This window comes from Nocardioides rubriscoriae, assembly GCF_008087085.1.
GTDB lineage: Bacteria > Actinomycetota > Actinomycetes > Propionibacteriales > Nocardioidaceae > Nocardioides > Nocardioides rubriscoriae.
In genome coordinates, this window is record NZ_VIYJ01000005.1 from 282,839 (window position 1) to 306,108 (window position 23,270).

The window sequence follows — 23,270 nt, forward strand, 5'->3', positions numbered from 1 at the left end:
GAGGGATCAGGAGACGACCGCGAGGACGTCGCGCGCGGAGAGGATGAGGAACTCCTCGCCGGAGTACTTGACCTCGGTGCCGCCGTACTTGCTGTAGATCACCTTGTCGCCGACGGCGACGTCCATCGGGATGCGGCCGTCGCCGTCCTCGTTGGAGCGGCCGGGGCCCACGGCCACGACCTCGCCCTCCTGGGGCTTCTCCTTGGCGGTGTCCGGGATGACCAGGCCGGAGGCGGTGGTCTGCTCGGCCTCGAGGGGCTTGACGACGATCCGGTCCTCGAGGGGCTTGATGTTGACCGACACGATGTCGACCTCCACTTTCCATGTTGCTGCGGGCTCGGGGGCGGCTTGCAGGAGTACGCCGTCGCGGGGGTCGTACGTTGCAAGCGCTGGCACCCTCGGGTCGAGAGTGCCAATCAGAAACTAGCACTCCCCCCGGTCGAGTGCCAGAGAGCCCCGGGAGACGTCGCGATGTCGTCCCCGGAGCCGGCCTGCGAGGATCGCCCCGTGGACCTCGACGCCTTCCGCTGGCTGCTGACCGACGACGGTCAGGCGCTGCTGGCGTCGGCCACCGAGGCGACCGCGGCGCCGGGGGTCGACGAGCTCGCGGTGCAGGCCCGGCTGCGGCGCGGGGCGAGCCCCGCGCACGTCGCGGCGGCGCTCACGCAGGCGGGCCTGCGACGCCGCGCCGAGGCCAAGCTGGGGGCCAGCGCCGCCCGCATGTACTTCACCCCCGACGGGCTGGAGCAGGCGACGCGCCTGACGGTCGCCCGGCACCGCGCCGGGCGCCTCACGGCGTTCGACACCCGCACCTTCGTCGACCTGGGGTGCGGCATCGGCGGCGACCTGGTCGCGGCCGCGGAGGCCGGCATCACCTGCGTGGGCGTCGACCTCGACCCGGTGCGGGTCGCGGTGGCCGAGGCCAACCTGGCCGCCCTGGGCCTGCCCGGGGCGGTGAGCGTGGCCGACGCGACGACGGTCGACACCAGCGTCTTCGACGTGGCGTTCGCCGACCCTGCCCGGCGTACGGGGGCGGGACGGACGTTCCGCGTCGAGGACTGGACGCCGCCGTGGTCGTTCGTCGAGACGCTGCTCGCGCGCGACTCGTGCGTGAAGGTCGCGCCCGGCATCCCCCATGCCCTGGTGCCGCGGGGGGTCGAGGCCGAGTGGGTCAGCGACCACGGCGAGGTCAAGGAGGCGGCCTTGTGGTCGGGCCGGCTCGCCACGGTCGAGCGCCGGGCGACGGTCATCGGCGACGGCGGCCTGGCGACGCTGACCGACGAGGACGACCCGGGGGCCGCTGCCGTCGGCCTACGCGCGGTGGGCGCCTACCTCTACGAGCCCGACGGGGCGGTGGTGCGCGCCGGGCTCGTCACGGCGGTGGCGGCCGGTGTCGCCGGCGGCCTGGTCGACGAGCACATCGCCTACGTCACCTCCGACTCGTCGTTCCGGACGCCGTTCGCGCGCGGCTACCGGGTGCTCGAGGAGCTGCCCTACCGCGAGAAGCAGCTGCGCGCCGCCCTGCGCGAACGGGGCGTCGGCCGGCTGACGATCAAGAAGCGCGGGGTCGACGTCGTGCCGGAGCAGCTGCGCAAGCGGCTGGCCCTCGACGGCGACGCCGAGGCCACGATCGTGATGACCCGCGTCGGCGGTGACGGCACCGCCCTGCTCGTCGAGCCCTTCTGAGGCTCAGCCGTCGGACAGGACCGGCTGCGGCGCAGCGGCGGCGGTCGCCGCCGCCGCGAGGTGGATCCGCGCCAGCGGGTGACCCCGCAGGGGGACGGCGAGCAGCGACCACAGCTCGGTGACGACGCCAGCCTCGCCGCCGCGCGCCTCGACGACGTGGGCCAGCCAGTCTCGGACCTCCACGACGATCGTCTCGTCGCCGGTGACGACCGCCGCCGCCAGGCAGCCCACGACGTGGTCGACGTGACCGACGAGGTCGGGCCACCACGACGGCGGCACGCCCGTGCCCAGGCGGTCGACCAGACGCGCGACGACACCCTCGGTGAGCACGTGCCGCTGCTCGAGGATCCACTCGGCCTCGACGTCGGCCGGCGTCCGCTCCGGCACCTGGACCGGTGTGACGCGCCGCGGCAGGGTCTCGAGCAGCTCGATCGCGGCGTCGAGGTCGGCGGCGTACGCCGTGGCGCCGAGCGCCTCGGCCCGCGCCGGGTCGCCCCCGAACGCGCTGCCTCCGACGACGACCGGGATGCCGGTGGCCCGCAGCTCGCCGAAGACCCGCTTCTGCCCCGCGAGCGAGGAGGTGAGCGAGGCGCTGAACAGCACGGCCCGCGGGCGGGTGCCGAGCACCTCGCGCATCATCCGGTCGGGGTCGGGGTCACCGCCGAGGTAGACGACGCGGAAGCCCGCCCAGGTCAGGCCCTCGGCGACCACCAGCGCCGGCAGCGAGTGGCGCTCGTGCTCGACGCAGGCGACCACGACCGTGGGGCGGTCGGGGTGCGGCGGCGGGGCGAACGAGCCCAACCAGTGCACCAGGCCCTCGTTGATCTCGGTGGCCCGCGCCTCCTGCTCGACGTCCCAGACGCCGGCCAGCCACAGCTCGCCGATGCGGGCCTGCGCGGGCACGACCAGGTCGTCGATCACCTCGGTGGCCGTGCGACCGCGGGCCTGCTCGGCCTTGACCACGTCGAGGGCGGCGAGGCGGTCGCCGGACTGCAACGCGGTCCAGTAGTCGGTCCGGACCTGGTTCATGCGACCTCACACGCCGTCGGGAGGGGGGCGAGCCGTCATGACAACACGGCGTCACCCGCGATTTCCTCCACCGTGGGGGTGAGAGCGCTCCTCAGTCCCCCGGCCGGCCGTCCAGGCCCGCCCGCTCGGCCCCGATCGTGGTGTCGTCGCCGTGGCCGGTGTGCACGACGGTGTCGTCGGGCAGGGCGAGGAGCTTGGCCCGGATCGAGGCCTCGATCGTGGGTCGGTCGCTGTAGCTGCGCCCGGTCGCACCGGGGCCGCCCTGGAAGAGGGTGTCGCCGGTGAACACGCAGCCGAGCTCGGCGGCGTACAGGCAGATCGCGCCGGGCGCGTGGCCCGGCGTGTGGAGCACCTGCAGCGGCGTGCCGCCGATCTCGAGGACCACGCCGTCGGCGAGGTCGAGGTCCCAGAGCAGGGCGTCGACGTCGTCGGGTCCGCCGTGGGTGAGCTCCCACAGCGGCTTGTCGTCGGGGTGCAGCATGATCGGCGCGCCCACCCGCTCGCGCAGCGCGGGCGCGACACGGCTGTGGTCGTCGTGGGCGTGGGTGAGCACGACCGCCTTGACCGTGCGCTCCCCCACCAGCGCCATGATGTCGTCGACCGAGTGTGGGGCGTCGACGACCAGGCACTCGTCGTCGTCGCCCACGACCCACAGGTTGTTGTCGACCTGGTGGGTCTCGCCGTCGAGGGAGAAGGTGCCGCTGGAGACGGCGTGGTCGACGCGGACGGCCCCGGCCATCAGAGGATGACCACGGAGCGGAGCACGTCGCCGCCGTGCATGCGCTCGAACGCTGCTTCGACGTCGCTGATGCCGATCTCCTCGGTGACGAACGCGTCGAGGTCGAGCCGGCCCTGGCGGTAGAGGTCGACGAGCATCGGGAAGTCGCGCGACGGCAGGCAGTCGCCGTACCAGCTCGACTTCAGCGACCCACCACGACCGAACACGTCGATGAGCGGGATCTCGGGGATCGTCATGTCGGGGGTCGGCACGCCGACGAGCACCACGGTGCCGGCCAGGTCGCGGGCGTAGAACGCCTGCTTCCAGGTCTCAGGACGCCCGACGGCCTCGACGACGACGTCGGCACCCTCGGCGCCGGCGTAGGTCTCGGCGCAGATGCGCTTGATCTCCTCGACCGGGTCGACCTTGCTCGAGTCGACGGTGTGGGTCGCGCCGAGGCTCTTGGCGGTCTCGAGCTTCTTGGCGCTGATGTCGACGGCGATGATCGGGCTCGCCCCGGCCAGCGCGGCACCGGCGATCGCGGCCACGCCGACACCACCGCAGCCGATGACCGCGATGCTGCGCCCACGACCGACCTGGCCGGTGTTGATCGCGGCCCCGATGCCCGCCATCACGCCACAGCCGAGCAGGCCGACGGCCGCCGGACGCGCGTCGGCGTCGACCTTGGTGCACTGGCCCGCGGCGACCAGGGTCTTCTCGGCGAACGCGCCGATGCCGAGCGCGGGGCTCAGCTCGGTGCCGTCCTCGAGGGTCATCTTCTGCGTCGCGTTGTGGGTGTTGAAGCAGTACTGGGGCTCGCCGCGGTTGCAGGCCCGGCACTCGCCGCACACGGCGCGCCAGTTGAGGATGACGAAGTCGCCCGGCGCCACCGACGTCACGTCGGGACCGACGGCCTCGACGATGCCCGAGGCCTCGTGGCCCAGGAGGAACGGGAAGTCGTCGTTGATCCCGCCCTCGCGGTAGTGCAGGTCGGTGTGGCACACCCCGCACGCCTGGACCTTGACCAGGGCCTCCCCCGGGCCGGGGTCGGGCACGTTGATGGTGACCAGCTCGACGGGGGCTCCCTTGGCCTTCGCGACGACGGCCTGGACCTGCTGCATGCGGTGCTCCTCGATCGTGGACTCGGGGGGTGTCGGGTCCCATGCAACCGTATGACCGGTTGCCGGCCGCACGGGGTTGCGTATCACCGCACGGCCGCCCGTCCGACCGTGGTGGGCGACGTCGCCCGGGACCCTCACCCCACGGTGGTCGAGGAGGTCGCCCGCGACCGTCTCGAGACCACACCACCACACGGTGGTCGAGGTGCGAGGCCGCCCGCGGCCGAGCCTCGAGACCGCTGTCACCGGCGTCGCCGGCTCGATTCCACGGCGGTCGAGGAGGTCGCCCGCGACCGTCTCGAGACCCTGCCAACCGCAACCGCCGTGTCCGGCCCAACCCCACGCTGGTCGAGGTGTGAGGCCGCCCGCGGCCGAGCCTCGAGACCGCTGTCACCGGCGTTGCGGGTCGACTCCACGGCGGTCGAGGAGGTCGCCCGCGACCGTCTCGAGACCCGCTCACCGCAGCCGCTCTCGGTGACTTGGTCCGAACCCTGCGGTCTGGGTGGTTTCGTGACGCCGCGGGCGGCCTCCTCAACCACCGTGTGGTGCAGCCTGCTCGGCCGGACCGCGGTGTGGGGTGAGGACCGCTGGGCGTGCCGGTGACCCCGCTGTGGTGGTGCTGGGCGGGGTCGGTGGGGCGGTCAGGGTCGTCGGCGTGGTGGGCGGAGTGGTGGGGGCCTTCGGTCGACGAGGTAGGTCGCGCCGGTGGGGCTGGTCCAGTGGTAGAGCCCGGGGCGCAGCATCACGTAGCGCCAGCGGGAGTGGGTCTTGGCGCGGTGGTGGCGCCTGCAGAGCATCGCGAGGTTGTGCGCTGACGTGGGCCCGCCGGCGGTGAACGGGATGATGTGGTCGAGGTCGACCCGGCGTCGATTGCACCCGGGGAACACACAGGTGTGGTCACGTAGGCGCACGAGCTCACGGATCGCGTCGGTGGGCTCGTAGGCCTCGGTGGACGGGTCGGCGGCGAGGTCGACGACCGGCTTGATCGTGACCTTGGTGCCGGCCTGCTGGCACCAGGCGCGGATCTGCTCGATGAGGACCGGGGACCAGGTGTTGTCCAGGAACCCGGGCAGGTCGGGGTGATCGGCGTCCAGGTGCGCGTACAGCGTGACCCCACGCCCAGTGCCACCGGTGAGCAGGTCCAGGGCGAGCTGTTGGCGGCCCATCTCACCCAGGGCCTGTGAGCGGCGCACGTCCAGTGACTCGGTGGAGCCGAGGTCGGCCAGCGCCTGGGCGCCGTTCTTCAACGCCGCTTCCAGGTCGATCGCGTCGGCCAGGTCCAACGTCGCGGTCATCTCGACGGTCCCCGAGGTGTTGGCGTGACCGAGGTGGACGTCGGCGTGGCGGTGCTCGGCGGCCTTCTTGCGGCGGCGTTCGGCTTCGTCGGGGTCGTGCTTGGCCCTCGCTGCGTCGACGGCGCGGTCGACCTGCGCCCACGAACAGGTGTGCAGGAAGGGGGCGATGTCCTTGTCCACTTCAGTGGCACCAGCCGCAGGCAGGGACATCGTGTGTTCGGCGACGCGGAACGCCTTCCACACCGGCACCTCGAGCTTGACCACGCGGGCGTACAGCCGTGGGAGGCGGTAGCGCAGCTCCAGAGCTTTGCCGAGGTAGGCCAGCCCACCGTCTGTGGACATCCCTAATGACAACGCGAGGTCGAGGGCGGCGTACTCGCCGATCACGGGGCACCCGGGACCGCCCAGGTGCAGGGCCGGTTCTTCCATGGGGTCGAGCAGGGCTGCGGTCTCGTCGGGGTCGGCGGTGTTGACCGCTGCCCAGTCGAGGACGGCGTTGAGCTTGGCGACCTGCGCCCTGGACTCGTCGTCGCGGTGTGCGCGCACGGACTCCAGCAGCGGGTCGCTGCTGGGGGTCCGGGTGCGGGTGGTCATGGCTGAATTCTACGCCTGGTAGCACATATTCGAAAGTATGAGCGACAAACTGGTGGACGAGTTTTTCGTAGGTCGGTGGGTGGGGACCGGTGGTCGTACGGCGTGACCCCACGGTGGTCGAGGAGGTCGCCCGCGACCGTCTCGAGACCACGCCACCGCAGCGGACGTGGGTGAGGTGATCTGCTCCTGCGGCCGGGTGGGTCTCGTGACGGTCGCCAGCGCGACCTCCTCGACCACCGTGGGGACCGGTCGTCGTACGGCGTCACCACGGGTGGGTCTCGAGACGGTCGCCAGCGCGACCTCCTCGACCACCGTGGGGTCGGGTCGGGTTCTCGGCATTGCAACCTTCGCGACGAGGGGTGCGTCTTGGTGGTGTGACCGAAGGGGGAGACAGATGATGCAGCTGCACAGCCGGGCCAGGCCCGAGACTGGTGGCATGAGTGCCCGGGACGCCGAGTTCACGGACTACCTGCACGCGCGGCAGCCCAGCCTGCTGCGCACGGCGTACCTGCTGACGGGCGACCGTCACACGGCCGAGGACGTGCTGCAGACGTCGTTGGCCAAGCTCTACCTGGCCTGGGACAAGGTCAACGACCGCAACGCGGTGGACGCCTACGTGCGCCGCATCATGGTCAACGAGAACAACTCGCTGTGGCGCAAGCCGTGGAAGCGGCGCGAGCACGCGATCGACACGATGCCCGACGCGGCCTACGTCGACGCGTACGACGACGGGCGCAGCGCCGCCCTGTGGGAGGTCGTGCAGTCCCTGCCCCCCAAGGCGCGGGCGGTCGTCGTCCTGCGCTTCTACGAGCAGCTGAGCGAGGCCGAGACGGCCGACGTGCTCGGTATCTCCGTCGGCACCGTCAAGTCGCAGTGCAGCCGCGCCGTCACGGCCCTGCGCGAACGCGTGCCCGCCGACCTGCGACCCGGACGACCCGAGGAGTCCTGATGAACGACCAGAGCAACCCCGAGACCCACAGCGACGACCACACCGACAGCGACCCCTGGGAGAGCGAGATGACGAGCGAGTTCGACCGCCGTGTCCGTGACCTCCACGAGGCTCCGCTGACCCTCGAGCACGTGAAGGGCAAGGCCATCACCATCCAGCGCAAGCGACGCGCCGCCGTCGCCGGAGGCATCCTGGCCGCCGCGGCGGTCCTCGTCCCGGTGGCGGTCGTCGCCGCCGACACCACCGGCAACGGCAGGGCCTCCGAGGTCCCCGCCGCCACCAGCTCGCCGACGGCGGGCCCGACGACCCCGGCCCCGACCCCGACCCCCACCGACCCGGCCACCGACCCTGCGACCGGTCCGGCGACCGGCCCGGCGTACCTCGAGGGCAGCACCTTCCACCGCGCCGACGGCACCGTGTCGACCCTGCCGCGCGACGACTACCTGGACGCCGCGGTGCTGGGGGCCGACGAGGTGGCGGCGTACCGCACCGAGGAGGGCGACGGCTTCGTCGACCTGGTGGAGGGCGGCCAGGCCACCACGACGTACGCCGTCCGCTCGTCGATGGTGACCGCGCCCGACGGCGCGACGGTCGCCTTCGTGACGACCGACGACGAGCTGCTGTTCGTCAACGGCACGAACGGCGAGTCGAGCTTCGGCACGGTCGACCCCGACGTGACGGTGTCGGCGATCGTCGGCAACGGCGACTGCAGCAGCGAGGCGGGCTGCCACCCGTTCCTGGAGCACAACGACTTCAGCGCCGGTGACGCCTACGAGATCAACTACGAGGGCCCCGAGACCGCTCCTGCGCCCGGCGCCCTGCGCGTCAACGACGCCGACGGCTTCCTGGTCTCCGTGATCACCTCGGTCACCGACAGCTCCACCTGCGGCGGGCTCTACGACCGTGAGGGGGCCGGGCGCTGGGTCTTCGAGACCTGCGACTACCAGGTCCACGAGATCTCCCCCGGCGGCGACCTCACGATCGGGCTGCCGTCCTACTTCGACGGCCTCGGGCCGCTGTCGTTCGCGATCCTCGACGCCGAGGGGCAGCCCGTGGCCGAGAAGTCGCTCGACCGGGGCGTCGTCGCCCAGGTGGGCTGGCTCGACGAGACCCACGCGGTCGCCACGGTCTACGAGGACGGCGCGTGGAAGATCGTCTCCCTGGGCGTCGACGGCGAGGAGGAGGTGCTCGTCGAGGGCGCCGCGGGCGACGAGACGACGGCGCCCTACCGCCTCACCGGCCTGGGGTGACCTCGGCGCCGCCGCAGCCACGCAGCAGCGGCAGGCGCAGCACGACAGCAGTGGCGCCGTCGCGGTAGTAGCGGCGGCGCCGGTCGATCTCGACGAAGCCCTGGCCCGCGTAGAAGGCCAGGGCTTCGGCGTTGTCCTCACGGACCTCGAGGAGCACCCGGTCGGCGCCCTCGGCGCGGGCGGTCGCGCCCACCTCGGCCAGCAGGGCCCGGGCCAGTCCGCGGCGGCGGTGGCCCCGGTCGACCGCGATGCGTTGCAGCTCGGCGATGTCGGCGACGATGCTCGCGGCGGCATACGCCACGACGGTGCCGTCGACCTCCGCCACCCACCAGGCGACGGTCGGCAGGTCGCCCGCGACGCCGGTCGCGACCAGCCCCGGCGACCAGGCGTCGTCGCCGAGGTTGTCGGCCTCCAGCACCGCCAGCACGTCGGCGTCGGCAGCGGTGGCCCGGCGGATCACGAGACCCGCTTGGGCGTGCCTGGCACCTCGGCGTCAGGCCGGCGCAGGTAGAGCGGCTCGGGGTCGAGCAGCTCGACCCGCTCCTCGACGACGGCGCGGCCCAGCCAGCCGGCGCTCGGACGCAGCGGTCCGACCGGCTGCGGGAAGGCGAGCGGGTAGAGCACGGCCCCCTCCCCCACCACCGGGGCCTCGGTGGCCACCGCGTCCGGCCGGTCGACGGCCGGGCCGCTGAGGCGCGCGCCGTCGGCGTCGTACGTCGCGAGGTAGACCTCCTTGCGGCGGGCGTCGGTCGCGACCACGAAGGGCGTGGTCACCGCCCCGGTGTCGACCGCCTCCACCGCGAGGGCGTCGAGGCTGCAGACGCCGTAGACCGGCACGTCGAGCACGAACCCCAGCGTGCGCGCGGTGACCAGCCCGACCCGCAGGCCGGTGAACGGCCCGGGCCCGGCGCCGACCGCGATGGCGGTCACGTCGAGACGGGTGGCGCCCGCGTCGGCGAGCACCCGCTCGATCAGGGGCGCGAGCTGCTCGCCGTGACGCATCGTCTCGGCGGACACGGTCTCGGCGACCACGTCGCCGAGGTCGTCGAGCAGGGCCACGGTGACCTGGGGCGAGGCGGTGTCGAAGGCGAGCAGCACGGCGCCGACGTTAGGGCATGGGCGCGAACGCGACGCCGACGGAGGTGAGCGGCAGGCGGACCGCGTCGCCCAGGGACCAGGCGGCGACCCGGCGTACGGCGTCGGCGGGGACCGCGGGACCGGCCGGGCCGGCGGGCAGGTCCCAGGTGGAGTGGGCGTCGTGGGGCAGGACGACCTCGAGGCCACGGGCGAGCGCGGCGCGGGCGGTGGCCGCCACGCACATCTCCGACTGCAATCCGCCCAGCACCACCGCCCGGTGACCGTCGAGGAGCCGGGCCAGGTCGGTGCCGTCGAACGCGTCGTCGTGGCGCTTGGGCACGACCGGCTCGCCAGGGCGCACGTCGAGCACGAGGTCGCGTCGGTCGCCGTCGGCGAAGCGTGGGTCGTCGGCGCCGACGTCCTGCACGTGCACCACGAGCGCGCCGGCAGCGCGCGCCGCGGCCAGCAGCGTGTGCAGCGCCGCCAGGAGCCCGGCGACGTCGTGGGGCGGCGGGTCGTGCTCGACGAACGCGCCCTGGACGTCGACGACCACCAGGGCCGTCGGCACCGGGACAATCACGTCTGGGCCCAGCGCGGGCCCAGCCGCAGGATCTCGACGGTCCGCGGGTCGACCTCGGGGTCGTCGGAGCTCACGGGGGCACTGGGGTCGCGGGTGATGCGCACCTGCAGGCGGGAGTCGGCGAGGTCCTCGGCGACCCCCTCGCCCCACTCGACGACGGTGACGGCGGCGTCGAGGGTGGTGTCGAGGTCGAGGTCGTCGAGCTCGGCCGCGCCACCGAGGCGGTAGGCGTCGACGTGGACGAGCTCGGGTCCGTCGCCGCGGGAGCGGTGCTCTCGAGCGATCACGAAGGTCGGCGAGGTGACGGCCCCCTCGACGCCGAGGCCCAGTCCGAGGCCCTGGGTGAAGGTCGTCTTGCCGGCGCCGAGGTCGCCGGTGAGCACGACGAGGTCACCGGGGCGCAGCTCCTGGGCGACGCGGGCCCCGAGGGCACGCATGTCGTCGGGGGTGGGGACCTGGTGGAAGGTCGGCACCGGCCGCACCAGCTCGACGTACGGCGAGCGCCGGTCGGTCTGCCAGAAGCCGCGGCTCACCCAGAAACCGACGGTGCGGGGCAGCTCCTCGCGGGCGACGACGCGCAGCCAGCTGCGTCCGACGGCCGCCTCGGTCGCGGCCTGCACCATGGCGCCGGCGACACCGTGGCCGCGGGCGGCGGTGAGGACGCCGAAGCGGCGCAGGTAGACCGAGTCGCCGACGGCGTCGAGCAGCAGGGCGCCCACGGGCTCGCCGTCGAGGCGCGCGACCAGGCCCCCGCCCAGCGCCAGGCGTGTGGCGATCGACGACACGGTCTCGCTGAGGGCGTCGGCGGGCGGGTCGAGGGGCGGGCGGCTGCCGAAGGCCTCGCGCACGATCTCGAGGACGACCGCGGCCGACTCGGGGCCCACGCGTCGCACGGTGAGGCTGCTCAACGAGACGCCGCCCGGGTCGTGGCCGCGGTGATCAGCTGGTCGAGCTCGGCGTTGACCTGGTCGTGCCGCTCGATGGGCACCATGTGGCCTGCGCCCTCGCACTCGACGAGCCGCGACGAGGGGATGCGGGAGTGGAGCTTGCGGGAGTGGCCGATCGAGGTCAGCTTGTCGTGGGTGCCGGAGATGATCGAGACCGGGACCTGGTCGAGGACCGCGACGTGGTCGAACTTGTCGAGGCTGCCGAAGCTCGGGAAGAAGTCGGCGACCACCTCGAACGGCGTGGCCGACAGCATGTCGTCGACGAACGTCACGTAGGACCGAGGTACGTCGCCGCCGAAGGCGAAGCGCTGGGTGGCGGCGTTGGCGATGTAGCGGCCCACCCGGCGTACCTGGTCGACCGCACCGTGCCCGACGGCGAGGGTCGCCACGGCACGACGCGCCGCGCGGTAGGTGAGCCGGGCCGGCAGCATCGGCAGCAGGATCCGGCTCGGGTCGAGGCCGCCGGCCGTGGTGGAGACCAGGCTGACGCCGATGATCTTGTCGCCGATCATCTCGGGGTAGTGCTCGGCGAGCGCGCAGACGGTCATGCCGCCCATCGAGTGGCCGACGACCACGACCGGCCCGTCGGGGACGACCTGGTCGATGACCGCACGCAGGTCGTGGCCGAGCTGGTCGATGGTCGCGTGCTCGCGGTCGGTGCGGCCCGAGCGGCCGTGGGAGCGCTGGTCGTAGTAGACGGCGCGGACCAGGCCGCGGTAGGCGGCGCGCTGGAAGTGCCAGGAGTCGAGGTTGAGGCAGTAGCCGTGGGCGAAGACCACGGTGACCGCGGGGGCCCGGCCCTTGCCGCGGCCCGTCGGCTGCTCGACCTCGTCGACCTCGACGTGCAGCGGCAGCCCGTCGTCGGCGACGACCGTGATCGGTGCGCTGCGCAGGCTCCCGAACGGCACCGACACCCCGGCGTCGTGCGGGACGGCACGCTGCTGGCGCAGCAGGCCGATCGCGGTGCCGGCGGCGGCCAGGCCGACCGCCCCACCGAGCGCGCCGAGCAGGCGGCGACGCGCCGTCACGGCGTCGCCCCCACGTGGTCGACGTGTCCTACGTGGCGACGCGACATGCGTCCTCCGATCCGCGTGACGATCTCGTAGTTGATGGTGCCGCACGCCTCCGCCCAGTCCTGGGCGGTCGCGCGCCCGTCGCCGGGCGGGCCGAACAGCACGACCTCGGTGCCCGCGGGCGGTGTGTCGCCGCCGAGGTCGACGAGCACCTGGTCCATGCAGACCCGTCCGCGGACCGGGCGCCGCTTGCCGTCGACGGTCACCTCGAGGCGGTTGCTGCCCGCGACAGGGACGCCCTCGGCGTAGCCGGCGGGGACCAGGCCGACGGTGGTGCGCTCGGGTGCGGTCCAGGTGTGGCCGTAGGAGACCGCGTCACCGGCCTCGAGCTGCTTGACCAGCGCCAGCTCGGCGCGCACCGTCATCGCGGGCCGCAGGTGGGTGCCGTGCGGCACCCCCGGCGCGGGGTCGAGGCCGTAGGTCGCGAGCCCCACGCGTACGGCGTCGTAGCGCGACTGCGGGCGCAGGATGGCCGCAGCGGAGTTGGCCAGGTGGCGCAGCCCGGGGTCGAGACCGAGCGAGGCGGCCAGGGCCAGCGCGTCGTCGAAGGCGGCCTGCTGGGCGTCGTTGGCCGGGTGGTCGGGTTGGTCGGCGCAGGCGAAGTGGGACCACAGGCCGGTGACCGACCAGTGCCCCGAGTCCTCGCCCGCCCGGGCGCGCGCGAGGAACGGCTCCCAGTCGGCGCGCGCGGCTCCCCCGCGGTGCAGCCCGGTGTCGACCTTGAGCTGCACCCGCGCCGGCGCGCCGACGTCGGTGGCTGCGGCGGCGATCGCGTCGAGCTCGGCCACGGTGTAGGCGGTCAGGTCGACGTCGGCCCGGATCGCGTCGTCGTAGTGCTCGTCGGGCACGGTGAGCCAGGTGAGCAGCCGGCCGGCGTCACCGCCCGCGCGCAGCGCGCGGACCTCGTCGAGGGTCGCGACCGCGAGCCACTCGGCGCCGGCCTCGCGGGCCGCGCGGGCGACGGGCAGCATGCCGTGGCCGTAGGCGTCGGCCTTGACGACCGTGATCATCGTGACGCCGGTGAGCGCGCGCATCGTGCGCACGTTGTGGCGCACGGCGTCGAGGTCGACGACGATCTCGGCGCGGCTCATGGGTGAGATTGTCGCAGCACGTCGCGCGCGACGCGCGGCAGCGCACGCGCCACGTCGCCGGCGGTGATCGGACCGCCCCGGGAGGCCTGGGTGGCGGCGGCGCCGTGCAGCCAGGAGCCGACGCTCGCCGCGTCGTACGGTTCGAGCCCGGCGGCGGCCAGCGCCCCGACCAGCCCGCCGAGCACGTCGCCGGCCCCGGCGGTGGCCAGCCAGGGTAGGCCCGTGGTCGTGACGCGGACCCGGCCGTCGGGGTGGACGACGAGGGTGTGCGGACCCTTGAGCAGCACGACGGTGCCGTAGGCGTCGGCGGCCGCGCGTGCGTGCGCGAGCGGGCGGGCCTCGACGACCTCGCGGTCGACGTCGAGCATGCGGGCGAGCTCACCGGCGTGGGGCGTCAGGACGAGGTCGGACCGGCCGCCGCGGGTCACGTGGGCGAGCGCGTCGGCGTCGACGACCGTGGGTACGCCGTCGGCGAGCGCCTCGGCGAGGGTGCCGGCCGCGCCGTCACCACTGCCCGAGCCGACCACCCAGGCCTGCACGCGCCCCTGCCCGACCACCTCCGGGTGCTGCTCACGGACCAGGTCGTGGACGACCGCGTCGCCGACGTAGCGGACCATGCCGGCCAGGCCGCAGCTCGCGCCGGCCACCGAGAGCAGCCCCGCCCCGGGGTAGGCCGCGGAGCCGGCGCGCACTCCGACGACGCCGCGGGAGTACTTCTGCGCGTCAGCGCTCGGGCGCGGCAGCAGCGCCGCGACGTCGGCGGTCTGCAGCGCCTCGGCCGCGGGTGCGGGGAGGTAGGGGTCCAGGCCGATGTCGACGAGGTGCACGACCCCGGACGCCGCAGCCGCGGGGTCGACGAGGTGGGCGAGCTTGTGGGTGCCGAAGGTGATCGTGACGTCGGCGCGGGCGTGGTCGCCGTCGGCCGGCAGCTCGCCGGTGTCGACGCCGACCCCGCTGGGGGTGTCGACCGCGACCAGCGGCACACCGGCGAGCCCGGCGAGCGCCGCCGCGGCGGCGGGACGCAGGCCCGGCTGGCCGCCGATGCCGACGATGCCGTCGACCACGACGTCGGGGCGAGAGGCCCCGGGTCCCGTGGTGGGGCCGGTGGTGGTCGTCGTCCCCCCGGCCGCGCGGAGCGCGGCGACCCCGCCCTCGTGCGCGCGGTCCGACAGCAGCCACGCCGTGACCGCGAGCCCGCGCCGGGCCAGCACCGCGCCGGCGTACAGGGCGTCGCCGCCGTTGTCGCCGGAGCCGACCAGCAGCAGCACCCGGCGCCCGTAGGTGCCGGGGGCGAGCAGGTCGAGCACGGCGTGCGCGAGCCCGTGCGCGGCCCGCTGCATCAGCGCGCCCTCGGGCAGCCTCGCCATGAGCGCCGCCTCGGCGGCCCGGACCTGCTCGACCGTGTGTGCCTGCCTCATCGCTGGCGACGTTACCGAACGCCGCCACCGAGCGCGCCCGTCAGGACTCGAGGACGACGACCGCGGAGGCGATGCCCGCGTCGTGCGACAGCGACACGTGGACGTGGGCAACCCCGAGCTCGTCGGCCCGGGTGCGCACGGTGCCGCGCAGGTCGAAGCGCGGGCGGCCCGACTCTTCCGAGACCACCTCGGCGTCGTGCCAGGCCAGCCCGGCCGGCGCGCCGAGCGCCTTGGCCAGCGCCTCCTTGGCCGCGAAGCGCGCGGCCAGCGAGGCGGTCGGCCGCGTGGCCTCGTCGGGGGTGAAGAGCCGCTCGCGCAGACCGGGGGTGCGCTCCATCGACGCGGCGAACCGCTCCAGGTCGCACACGTCGATGCCGACGCCGATCACCGCCATGCCCGCGACCCTACTGAGGCGGACGACGGCCGGGTCAGAGCCTGGCCAGGACCGCCAGCACCAGGACGGGCACACCTACGGCCAGCAGGGCCGTGCGCGCCAGGCGCCGGGTCATGAACCAGACCAGCGACGTCGCGCAGGCCACGGCGACGAGACCCGGCAGGACGAGGACGACCAGGCCCCACCCGAGGCCCAGGACGACACCGAGCCAGCCCACGACGGCCAGCACCGTGCCCGCGGCAGTGCTCTGGACCGCCATCCAGCCCGGCACGGACGGCGAGGACAGCGCTGCGACCCGGGAGACCGACCCGCGCAGGACGATCGGGGGCCTGCGCGTGGGCGACTGCGTCATGTCCCGACCCTACGTCGAGTTGAACATGTTCAACAAGCGATTCCTCGCCCACCGCACTCCGCGCTCCAAGATCGTCACGGCCCTCCTCATTCGGAGCCCGACCTCCCCGCGCGTACCTGCGCTGCCTGCGGGAGAGCCGGGCGGAGGTCGTCGGCCGTTCCGACCCGCTAGTCAGGCTCGAAGGTGACACGCCCAGCGTCGAACACCGAGCCGTTCATGAACTGCTCCATCGACTCGATCCCGTCGGGGGAACAAGCCAATCGCCTGGCGCCTCACTCCACGATCCCATGTAGTCGTAGACGAGGATCTCGCCGTCGCTGCCATCACCCAGACTGTGGAAACTGGTGCCGAACGGGTCGATCCAGACCATCGCCGCGCCTCGACCATCCGTTGCCAGGGAGAGCGACGATCCGTCCTCCCGGATCAGCTCGACGGCTGAGTGATGGCCCGTCCTGAAGGGACGACCAAGGACACCTTGAACGAGGTCCGCCACCTGCCCCACCTCGTCGATCTGCCCCTCCCGCACGCAGTCCGCTTCGGGGTCGAAGTAGAGCGTTCGGATCATGTCTCGAAGATGCCACACCGGACGTCCACTGCGCCCCACCGACCGGCACGACCGCACAGCTCGCGGCAGCGTCGGGCGCCCACGGTGGTCGAGGTGCGAAGGACCCTGGCGACGAACCTCGAAACCCCCTCAGCCGGCGCTGCCAGCGTGACCCCGCGAGTTGGCAGCGTCACTCACCAGGTCTCGAGGCTCCTCGCTGGCGCTCGTCGCACCTCGACCACCGTGTGGGGGCGGCTCGATCCGCCTACTCGACCGTGACCGACTTGGCGAGGTTGCGCGGCTGGTCGACGTCGTGGCCCATCAGGGTGGCGAGCTCGCAGGCGAAGAGCTGCAGCGGGACGGTGGCGACCAGCGGTTGCAGGAGCACGGGCACGCGGGGCAGGCGGATCAGCACGTCGGCGTACGGCTCGATGCGGGTGTCGCCCTCCTCGGCCAGGCAGATGGTGCGGGCGCCGCGGGCGCGCACCTCCTGGATGCCGCTGATCATCTTCTCGTGCAGCTGGTCGCGCCCGCGGGGAGGGACGACGCAGAGCACCGGCAGGCCCTCCTCGACCAGCGCGATCGGGCCGTGCTTGAGCTCGCCGGCGGCGAACCCCTCGGCGTGGAGGTAGGCGAGCTCCTTGAGCTTGAGCGCCCCCTCGAGCGCCACCGGGTAGCCGGCGTGACGCCCCAGGAAGAGCACCGAGCGGGTCCCCGTGTGCTCGCGGGCGAGGTCGTAGACCTGCTGGGCACCGGCCAGGACCGTCTCGATCTGCTGGGGGATCGCCTCGAGCTGGACCATGATCTCGTCGATCTCGTCGCCGTAGCGGGTGCCCTTGACCTGCGCGACGTAGAGGGCGAGCAGGTAGCAGGCGACCAGCTGGGTCAGGAAGCCCTTGGTGGAGGCGACGCCGATCTCGGGGCCCGCATGGGTGTAGATGACGGCGTCGGACTCGCGCGGGATCGTCGAGCCGTTGGTGTTGCAGATCGCGAGCACCTTGGAGCGCTGGGTGCGGGCGTGCCGGATGGCCTGCAGGGTGTCGGCGGTCTCGCCCGACTGGCTGATCGCGACGACGAGCGTCGAGTAGTCGAGGATCGGGTCGCGGTAGCGGAACTCGCTGGCGAGCTCGACCTCGACGGGGATCCGGGTCCAGTGCTCGATGGCGTACTTGGCGACCATGCCGGCGTAGAACGAGGTGCCGCAGGCGATGATGATGATCTTGTCGACGTCGCGGATCTCGTCGTCGGACAGCCGCATCTCGTCGAGCTGCAGCAGTCCGGCCTGGTTGCGCCGGCCGAGCAGCGAGTCGGCGACCGCGCGCGGCTGCTCGAAGATCTCCTTGCGCATGAACCAGTCGTGGCCGTCCTTCTCGGCGGCCGACAGGTCCCAGTCGACGTGGTAGCGGCGACCCTCGGCGGGGTGCCCGTGGAAGTCGGTGATCTCGACGCCCTCGCGGGTGATCGAGACGACCTGGTCCTGGCCGAGCTCGAGCGCCTCACGGGTGTGCTCGATGAACGCCGCCACGTCGGAGCCGAGGAAGTGCTCGCCGTCCCCCACGCCGACGACCAGCGGGCTGTTGCGGCGGGCCGCGACGACGCGGTCGGGGTCGTGGGCGTCGATCGCGACGAGGGTGAAGGCGCCCTCGAGGACCTGGCAGACCCGCTGCATCGCGGTGGTCAGGTCGACGCCGGACTCGACCTGGAGCTCGACGAGGTGGGCGACGACCTCGGTGTCGGTCTCGGACAGCAGCACGTGGTCGTCGGCCTCGAGGCGGGCGCGCAGGTCGGCGAAGTTCTCGATGATGCCGTTGTGGACCAGCGCCACGCGGCGCTCGTGGCCCAGGTGGGGGTGGGCGTTGACGTCGTTGGGGGCACCGTGGGTCGCCCACCGCGTGTGGCCGATCCCGGTGTGGGAGGCCGGCAGCGGCGAGTCGGCGAGGGCCTTCTCGAGGTTGGCCAGCTTGCCGGCCCTCTTGGCCAGGGAGATCACGTCACCGGGCACCACCAGGGCCACGCCCGCGGAGTCGTAGCCGCGGTACTCGAGGCGCCGCAACCCCTCGACGACCACGTCCTGAGCCTGCTTCGGCCCCACGTATCCCACGATCCCGCACATGGCCCGCCACTGTACGGGTCGTGGGCGGCTCCCACCGAGAGGCACCCCGCCTGCAAGGATGTGGGCCATGTCCCACGGCGGAGGCCCACGCCTCGACGAGGCGCACCGGGAGACCTCCCCCTACATCGAGCTCGACCGCTCGGCGTGGGCCGCGCTGGCGCACGAGACCGAGAGCCCGTTGCGCGCCGAGGAGATCCGCACGCTGCAGGGCCTCGGTGACTCCCTCGACCTCGAGGAGGTCGAGGAGGTCTACCTGCCGCTCTCGCGCCTGCTCAGCCTGTACGTCGAGTCAGCCGGTCAGCTGCACCGCGAGCAGGAGCAGTTCCTGCACCAGCCCACTCCCCCGCGCACCCCCTTCGTGATCGGCCTGGCCGGCTCGGTCGCCGTCGGCAAGTCGACCACCGCGCGCGTGCTGCAGCAGATGCTCGCCCACTGGCCCGAGCACCCCAACGTCGCGCTGATCACCACCGACGGCTTCCTCTACCCCAACGCCGAGCTCGAGCGACGCGGGCTGCTGCAGCGCAAGGGCTTCCCCGAGTCCTACGACCGCCGGGCCCTGCTGCGCTTCGTCGTCGACATCAAGTCCGGCAAGGACGAGGTCGAGGCGCCGACGTACTCCCACCTGATCTACGACGTCGTGCCCGACGAGAAGGTCGTGGTCAAGCGCCCCGACATCGTCATCATCGAGGGCCTCAACGTCCTGCAGCCGGCCCGCGCGCGCGACGACGGCCGCACCGGCCTGGCGGTGAGCGACTTCTTCGACTTCTCCGTCTTCGTCGACGCCGGCACCGCCCACATCCGCGACTGGTACGTCTCGCGGTTCCTGCGGCTGCGAGAGACAGCGTTCCGCCAGCCGGGCTCCTACTTCAGCAAGTACGGCGCACTGACCCACGACGAGGCGGTGGCCGAGGCGACCCGGATCTGGGACACCATCAACGGCCCCAACCTCACCGAGAACGTGCTGCCGACCCGGTCGCGCGCGACGTTGGTGCTGCGCAAGGACCGCGACCACTCGGTGCGCTACGTGCGGCTGCGCAAGCTCTAGGACCCTGCTCCGGTACCGGCTCCGTCGAGCACCAACCACACCGTGGTGCCGACGGCGTCGAGCTCGGAGCCCCAGCGCGAGGCCAGGGCCTCGACCAGCTGCAGCCCGCGTCCGTGCACCCGCAGCGGGTCGTCGAGCGCGGGGTCGACGGCCCGGTCGACGGCGGGCTCGGTCGGCCGCGCCCCGCGGTTGCTGCCGCGGTCACGCACGAGCACGGTCAGGACGCCGTGCTCCAGGAGCGCACGCACCTCGGACGGGGCTCCGGTGTGGATGACCGCGTTGGTGACCAGCTCCGACAGGCACAGCACGGCGGTGTCGGTCGTGTCGTCGTCGACCCCCCACGAGGTCAGCGCGCCGCGCACGAACCGGCGCGCGTCGCCCACGGCGCGCGGCTCCCCGGCCACCTCGCAGTCGGCGACCCGGGCACCCTCGGCGACCGGACGGTCGGCCAGGGCGTCCTCGACCCGTGGGGCGCGGGCCTGCGCGGCGCGCAGGTCGCGGGCCAGGCGGACGACGGCGAGCGGCGCCGCGGTCGCCGGGTCCTCGACGTAGGCCAGGACCGCACCGAGGACCTGGCCGTGCACGACGAGGGGCTCCGCCACCAGCCCGCCCGCGGGCCCGTCGTGCTGGCGCGCGACGAAGTCGGGGAACTGCGGCGCTAGGTCGTGCCACGTGCCGGCCAGACCGGTGCCGGTGCGCACGACCGCGTTGAGCGGGACGTCGTCGTAGGCGTCGATGTGGCACCAGTCGACGACGGCTCCCTCACGGTCGGAGGCGGTGAACCGGAGCCGCCGCCCCCCGCCCTCGACCAGGGCGAGGCCCACCCGGACCACCCCGGGCCGGGCGGCGAGCTGTGTCAGGGCGAGGCGGGCCACGTCATCGGCGGCGACCAGCATGCCACCCAGGTTAGGGCTTCTTGGTCAGGCCGCGTCGAGGATGTCGATGACGAAGAAGAGCGTCGAACCGGCCGGGATCCCGGGGACCTCCTGGTCGCCGTAGCCGAGCTCGGGCGGCACCGACATGATGATGCGGCTGCCGACCGGGACCCCGGGGATCAGCTTGTCCCAGCCCTGGATCAGCCGACCGACGCCGATGGGCGCCTGGAACGGCTGGGTGCTGAAGCTCTCGTCGAAGGGTTCGGTGCCCTGGTAGACCGACCCCAGGTAGTTGGCGGTGATGGTCTGGCCGACCTCGACGGGCGGGCCGTCGCCCTTGCTCACCGTCGCGACGAGCAGCTCGTCGGTCGGCTCGGGGGTCCCGGTGAAGTCGAGACCCGTGACCAGGTCGCCGTCGGTCACGACCGCAGGCGCCCAGGCCGGCAGGTCGGCGGGCGCCTCGGAGGCCGACTCCGACGCCGACGGCGACGCGGACGGCGACTCGGCCGCACTGTCGGACGACGCGACCGACGACGAGGCGTCGTTGCCGGTCTCGTCGTTCTCGCTGCCGCAGGCGGCGACGGTGACGGAGAGCAGGGCGGCGGACGCGACCAGCGCCCAGCGACGGGCCGGGGACGAGAGCTTCACGGGGTTCCTCCAGGGGTTGGGTCGAGCAACTTCTGGACCTCGAGGCACTCCTCGAGGTCGCGGTAGCCGAGGTCGGCGTTGACGGCGTTCATCCACCGGTTGACGCCGGCGTTGCCGGTGACGACCAGGGTGGCCTCGGGCACGAGGTCGACGAGCTGCTGGTGCAGGAGCACCTTCATCGCCAGCCCGAGCGAGTGACCGCGGTGCTCGGGCAGCACCAGCGTGCTCTCGATGCCCGCGTGGGTGTCGCCGGCGTGGACCACGAGCGTCGTGTAGCCGGCCAGGGAGCCGTCGGGCGCCACCGCGGCGACGGTCAAGGGGCGGATCCCCGACCGCCGACGCCGCTCCTCGCCCTCGCGGACGCGGTCTGCGTCCCAGGCCTGCGGGCGCACGTCGACGTCGCCGAGCGGGATCTCGTCGAGGAAGCGCGAGAAGAGGTGGGCCAGGGAGTCGAGGTGCTCCTCGGGCGTGGTGTCGGTCCACCACACGAGCCGGTAGTCCTCGGACCGTGCGGCGGCGCGCTCGGCGAGCCCCGGCCACCGGTCGGCGGTGGTGGTGAGGTCGGCAGCCTTGAGGACCTCGCGTCCGGCGACGGCGTAGCCCCGGGCCGCGGCGAACGCGGCTCCGGCACCGGGCTGGCCCGGCGGGTGGGTCACCTCGGTCAGCAGGGTGCCGCGACCGTGCGCCGCGGCGAGCTCCTCGAGGGCCGCGAGCAGTGCGGTGCCCACGCCGCCACGACGACGTGGGGGGTCGACGAACACCTTGAGCACGGCGAGGTGGGTGTTGTCGCGCAGGTGGAGCGTCAGCCGGCCGGCGCCGACGGGGACGCCGTCGAGCTCGGCCACCAGGAAGCGGTCCTGGAGGTCGTCGCGCTCGACCGACCACACCCGCATGGCCGTCTCGAACGACGGCCAGGCCGGCAGCGGACGCCCGGCCTCGGCAGCGAGGACGACGTCGTACCAGGCGCGCATGGCCTCGGTGTCGACCGTCGCGACCGGGCGGACCTCGATCATGCGAGCGCCAGCCGGGCGCGGACCACCCCGGCCAGGCGGTCGGCGACGCCCTGGGCGGCCTCGGGGGTGGCGGCCTCGACCATGACACGGACCAGCGACTCGGTGCCCGAGGGGCGCAGCAGCACCCGGCCGGTCTCGCCCAGGGCGGACTCCTCGGCCTGCACCGCAGCGACGAGCTCGGGGTCGTCGCAGCGGGCCTTGTCGACGTCGGGCACGTTGACGAGCACCTGCGGGAAGCGGGTGACGACGGAGGCGAGGTCGCGCAGCGACCGGCCGGTGGCGGTCATCCGCTGCAGTACGTGGAGCGCGGTCAGCAGCCCGTCCCCGGTGGTGGCGTGGTCGCGCATGATGACGTGGCCCGACTGCTCGCCGCCGAGGTTGAAGCCGCCGGCGCGCATGTCCTCGAGCACGTAGCGGTCGCCGACCGCCGTCTGCCGCACGGTGATGCCGGCGCCTTCCATGGCCCGCACGAAGCCGAGGTTGCTCATCACGGTCGCGACGACGGTGTCGTCGGCCAGGCGGCCTGAGTCGCGCAGCGCCAGGGCGAGGACCGCCAGGATCTGGTCGCCGTCGACGACGGCGCCGGTGGCGTCGACGGCCAGGCAGCGGTCCGCGTCGCCGTCGACGGCGAACCCCGCGTGGGCGCCGTGGTCGACCACGGCACGCCGCAGGCGGTCAAGGTGGGTGGAGCCGTAGCCGTCGTTGATGTTGAGGCCGTCGGGCTCGGCACCGATCGTCACGACCTCGAGGCCGGCGTCGGCGAAGACACGCGGGCCGACCTCGCTGGCCGCGCCGTGGGCGCAGTCGAGCACGACGCGCAGCGGGGTGCCGCGCTGGTCGAGCCGACCGTCGAGCGTGCGCACGAGGTGGGCGGCGTACTCCTCGACGGTGGGGGCGTAGGGCCGGACCCGGCCGACGTCGGCCCCGGTCGGACGGTCCCAGTCCTCGCCGAGGCGGGCCTCGATCTCGCGCTCGAGCGCGTCGTCGAGCTTGACCCCGCCGTGGGCGAGGAACTTGATCCCGTTGTCGGGCATCGCGTTGTGCGACGCGCTAATCACGACGCCGACGTCGGCGCCGAGCGCGTCGGTGAAGTAGGCGACGCCGGGGGTCGGCAGGACCCGCAGGCGGAGCACGTCGACTCCCGCCGAGGCCAGCCCGGCGACGACGGCATGCTCGAGGAACTGCCCGGAGATCCGGGTGTCACGACCCACGACGGCCAGCGGACGCCGGCCGGTGTAGTCGCCGTGGTCGACGAGCACGCGGGCGGCCGCGACGCCCAGGTCGAGCGCCAGCTCGGCGGTGAGCGGACCGTTGGCGAGTCCGCGGACCCCGTCGGTGCCGAAGATGCGAGTCATGCGAACCCTCCTGGTCGGACGCCGCACAGGCGCCGGAAAGCGCACCGGCCGGCGGCCCGGGAAGGGCCGCCGACCGGTGAGGACACAGTCACGTGGCGAGCACGCG

At 73.5% G+C, this 23,270-nt stretch carries 24 protein-coding genes; 4 read left to right on the forward strand and 20 right to left on the reverse strand.

Features of this window, described 5'->3' with window-relative positions:
• Nucleotides 1-6: 6 nt before the first annotated feature.
• Nucleotides 7-303, reverse strand: coding sequence for a co-chaperone GroES (groES, locus tag FZC61_RS10945; RefSeq protein WP_148614421.1), 297 nt, complete (start codon nucleotides 301-303; stop codon nucleotides 7-9).
• 204 nt (nucleotides 304-507) lie between these two features.
• On the opposite strand from groES, the gene FZC61_RS10950 reads away from it, so the two are divergent.
• A complete protein-coding gene (locus tag FZC61_RS10950; RefSeq protein ID WP_148614202.1) occupies nucleotides 508-1,686 on the forward strand; it encodes a class I SAM-dependent methyltransferase in 1,179 nt (392 codons plus the stop codon).
• 3 nt (nucleotides 1,687-1,689) lie between these two features.
• On the opposite strand, the gene FZC61_RS10955 is transcribed toward FZC61_RS10950, so the two are convergent.
• The 4 genes from FZC61_RS10955 to FZC61_RS10970 all read right to left on the reverse strand — a co-directional run bounded on the left by FZC61_RS10955 (nucleotide 1,690) and on the right by FZC61_RS10970 (nucleotide 6,440).
• Entirely contained in the window at nucleotides 1,690-2,715 is a 1,026-nt protein-coding gene (locus FZC61_RS10955; protein ID WP_148614203.1) for a cobalamin B12-binding domain-containing protein, read from the reverse strand.
• Between the two features lie 91 nt (nucleotides 2,716-2,806).
• Nucleotides 2,807-3,454 carry an MBL fold metallo-hydrolase gene (locus tag FZC61_RS10960; RefSeq protein ID WP_148614204.1) on the reverse strand — a complete coding sequence of 216 codons (648 nt, stop codon included), beginning with the start codon at nucleotides 3,452-3,454 and terminating at the stop codon, nucleotides 2,807-2,809.
• Complete coding sequence (locus tag FZC61_RS10965; RefSeq protein ID WP_148614205.1) at nucleotides 3,454-4,554, reverse strand: S-(hydroxymethyl)mycothiol dehydrogenase; 1,101 nt, start codon at nucleotides 4,552-4,554, stop codon at nucleotides 3,454-3,456. Before FZC61_RS10965 ends, FZC61_RS10960 begins: the two co-directional genes overlap by 1 nt.
• A 638-nt stretch (nucleotides 4,555-5,192) precedes the next feature.
• Nucleotides 5,193-6,440 carry an HNH endonuclease signature motif containing protein gene (locus FZC61_RS10970; protein WP_148614206.1) on the reverse strand — a complete coding sequence of 416 codons (1,248 nt, stop codon included), beginning with the start codon at nucleotides 6,438-6,440 and terminating at the stop codon, nucleotides 5,193-5,195.
• Nucleotides 6,441-6,876: 436 nt separating this feature from the next.
• Between FZC61_RS10970 and FZC61_RS10975 the strand changes: the two genes are divergently transcribed.
• Nucleotides 6,877-7,389, forward strand: a complete 513-nt coding sequence (locus FZC61_RS10975; RefSeq protein WP_148614207.1) for a SigE family RNA polymerase sigma factor — start codon at nucleotides 6,877-6,879, stop codon at nucleotides 7,387-7,389.
• Entirely contained in the window at nucleotides 7,389-8,639 is a 1,251-nt protein-coding gene (locus FZC61_RS23065; RefSeq protein ID WP_170286072.1) for a hypothetical protein, read from the forward strand. Before FZC61_RS10975 ends, FZC61_RS23065 begins: the two co-directional genes overlap by 1 nt.
• Here FZC61_RS23065 and FZC61_RS10985 read toward each other — a convergent pair.
• The 11 genes from FZC61_RS10985 to glmS all read right to left on the reverse strand — a co-directional run bounded on the left by FZC61_RS10985 (nucleotide 8,623) and on the right by glmS (nucleotide 18,228).
• Entirely contained in the window at nucleotides 8,623-9,099 is a 477-nt protein-coding gene (locus FZC61_RS10985) for a GNAT family N-acetyltransferase (RefSeq protein ID WP_148614208.1), read from the reverse strand. The genes FZC61_RS23065 and FZC61_RS10985 overlap by 17 nt on opposite strands.
• Nucleotides 9,096-9,737, reverse strand: a complete 642-nt coding sequence (gene tsaB / locus FZC61_RS10990) for a tRNA (adenosine(37)-N6)-threonylcarbamoyltransferase complex dimerization subunit type 1 TsaB (RefSeq protein ID WP_148614209.1) — start codon at nucleotides 9,735-9,737, stop codon at nucleotides 9,096-9,098. The genes FZC61_RS10985 and tsaB overlap by 4 nt, the downstream gene beginning before the upstream one ends.
• Nucleotides 9,738-9,747: 10 nt before the next feature.
• Nucleotides 9,748-10,284 (reverse strand): isochorismatase family protein, encoded by a 537-nt coding sequence (locus FZC61_RS10995; protein ID WP_246142632.1) that lies wholly within the window; start codon nucleotides 10,282-10,284, stop codon nucleotides 9,748-9,750.
• 8 nt (nucleotides 10,285-10,292) lie between these two features.
• Nucleotides 10,293-11,180: a tRNA (adenosine(37)-N6)-threonylcarbamoyltransferase complex ATPase subunit type 1 TsaE gene (tsaE, locus tag FZC61_RS11000; protein ID WP_246142633.1), complete on the reverse strand. Its 888-nt coding sequence runs from the start codon at nucleotides 11,178-11,180 to the stop codon at nucleotides 10,293-10,295.
• 20 nt (nucleotides 11,181-11,200) lie between these two features.
• A complete protein-coding gene (locus tag FZC61_RS11005) occupies nucleotides 11,201-12,271 on the reverse strand; it encodes an alpha/beta fold hydrolase (protein WP_148614211.1) in 1,071 nt (356 codons plus the stop codon).
• On the reverse strand, nucleotides 12,268-13,407 hold the full coding sequence (alr, locus tag FZC61_RS11010; RefSeq protein WP_148614212.1) for an alanine racemase: 1,140 nt from the start codon (nucleotides 13,405-13,407) through the stop codon (nucleotides 12,268-12,270). The genes FZC61_RS11005 and alr overlap by 4 nt, the downstream gene beginning before the upstream one ends.
• Nucleotides 13,404-14,825, reverse strand: a complete 1,422-nt coding sequence (locus tag FZC61_RS11015; protein ID WP_148614213.1) for a bifunctional ADP-dependent NAD(P)H-hydrate dehydratase/NAD(P)H-hydrate epimerase — start codon at nucleotides 14,823-14,825, stop codon at nucleotides 13,404-13,406. Before FZC61_RS11015 ends, alr begins: the two co-directional genes overlap by 4 nt.
• 40 nt (nucleotides 14,826-14,865) lie before the next feature.
• Nucleotides 14,866-15,219, reverse strand: a complete 354-nt coding sequence (locus FZC61_RS11020; protein ID WP_148614214.1) for a holo-ACP synthase — start codon at nucleotides 15,217-15,219, stop codon at nucleotides 14,866-14,868.
• A 34-nt stretch (nucleotides 15,220-15,253) separates the two neighbouring features.
• The gene (locus FZC61_RS11025; protein WP_148614215.1) at nucleotides 15,254-15,571 is read right to left on the reverse strand and encodes a hypothetical protein; all 318 of its coding nucleotides are present in this window, start codon (nucleotides 15,569-15,571) and stop codon (nucleotides 15,254-15,256) included.
• Between the two features lie 214 nt (nucleotides 15,572-15,785).
• Nucleotides 15,786-16,136, reverse strand: coding sequence for a hypothetical protein (locus tag FZC61_RS11030; protein WP_148614216.1), 351 nt, complete (start codon nucleotides 16,134-16,136; stop codon nucleotides 15,786-15,788).
• Between the two features lie 244 nt (nucleotides 16,137-16,380).
• A complete protein-coding gene (gene glmS / locus FZC61_RS11035; RefSeq protein ID WP_148614217.1) occupies nucleotides 16,381-18,228 on the reverse strand; it encodes a glutamine--fructose-6-phosphate transaminase (isomerizing) in 1,848 nt (615 codons plus the stop codon).
• Nucleotides 18,229-18,295: 67 nt separating this feature from the next.
• On the opposite strand from glmS, the gene coaA reads away from it, so the two are divergent.
• A complete protein-coding gene (gene coaA / locus FZC61_RS11040) occupies nucleotides 18,296-19,273 on the forward strand; it encodes a type I pantothenate kinase (RefSeq protein ID WP_148614218.1) in 978 nt (325 codons plus the stop codon).
• Here coaA and FZC61_RS11045 read toward each other — a convergent pair.
• The 4 genes from FZC61_RS11045 to glmM are packed head-to-tail and all read right to left on the reverse strand — an operon-like array spanning nucleotide 19,270 to nucleotide 23,164.
• Nucleotides 19,270-20,169, reverse strand: a complete 900-nt coding sequence (locus FZC61_RS11045) for an ATP-binding protein (RefSeq protein ID WP_148614219.1) — start codon at nucleotides 20,167-20,169, stop codon at nucleotides 19,270-19,272. The two genes, coaA and FZC61_RS11045, sit on opposite strands and share 4 nt — an antisense overlap.
• A 24-nt stretch (nucleotides 20,170-20,193) precedes the next feature.
• Nucleotides 20,194-20,796 carry an FKBP-type peptidyl-prolyl cis-trans isomerase gene (locus tag FZC61_RS23670; RefSeq protein ID WP_148614220.1) on the reverse strand — a complete coding sequence of 201 codons (603 nt, stop codon included), beginning with the start codon at nucleotides 20,794-20,796 and terminating at the stop codon, nucleotides 20,194-20,196.
• Nucleotides 20,793-21,809: a GNAT family N-acetyltransferase gene (locus tag FZC61_RS11055; protein WP_148614221.1), complete on the reverse strand. Its 1,017-nt coding sequence runs from the start codon at nucleotides 21,807-21,809 to the stop codon at nucleotides 20,793-20,795. Before FZC61_RS11055 ends, FZC61_RS23670 begins: the two co-directional genes overlap by 4 nt.
• On the reverse strand, nucleotides 21,806-23,164 hold the full coding sequence (glmM, locus tag FZC61_RS11060) for a phosphoglucosamine mutase (RefSeq protein WP_148614222.1): 1,359 nt from the start codon (nucleotides 23,162-23,164) through the stop codon (nucleotides 21,806-21,808). Before glmM ends, FZC61_RS11055 begins: the two co-directional genes overlap by 4 nt.
• Nucleotides 23,165-23,270: the final 106 nt, after the last annotated feature.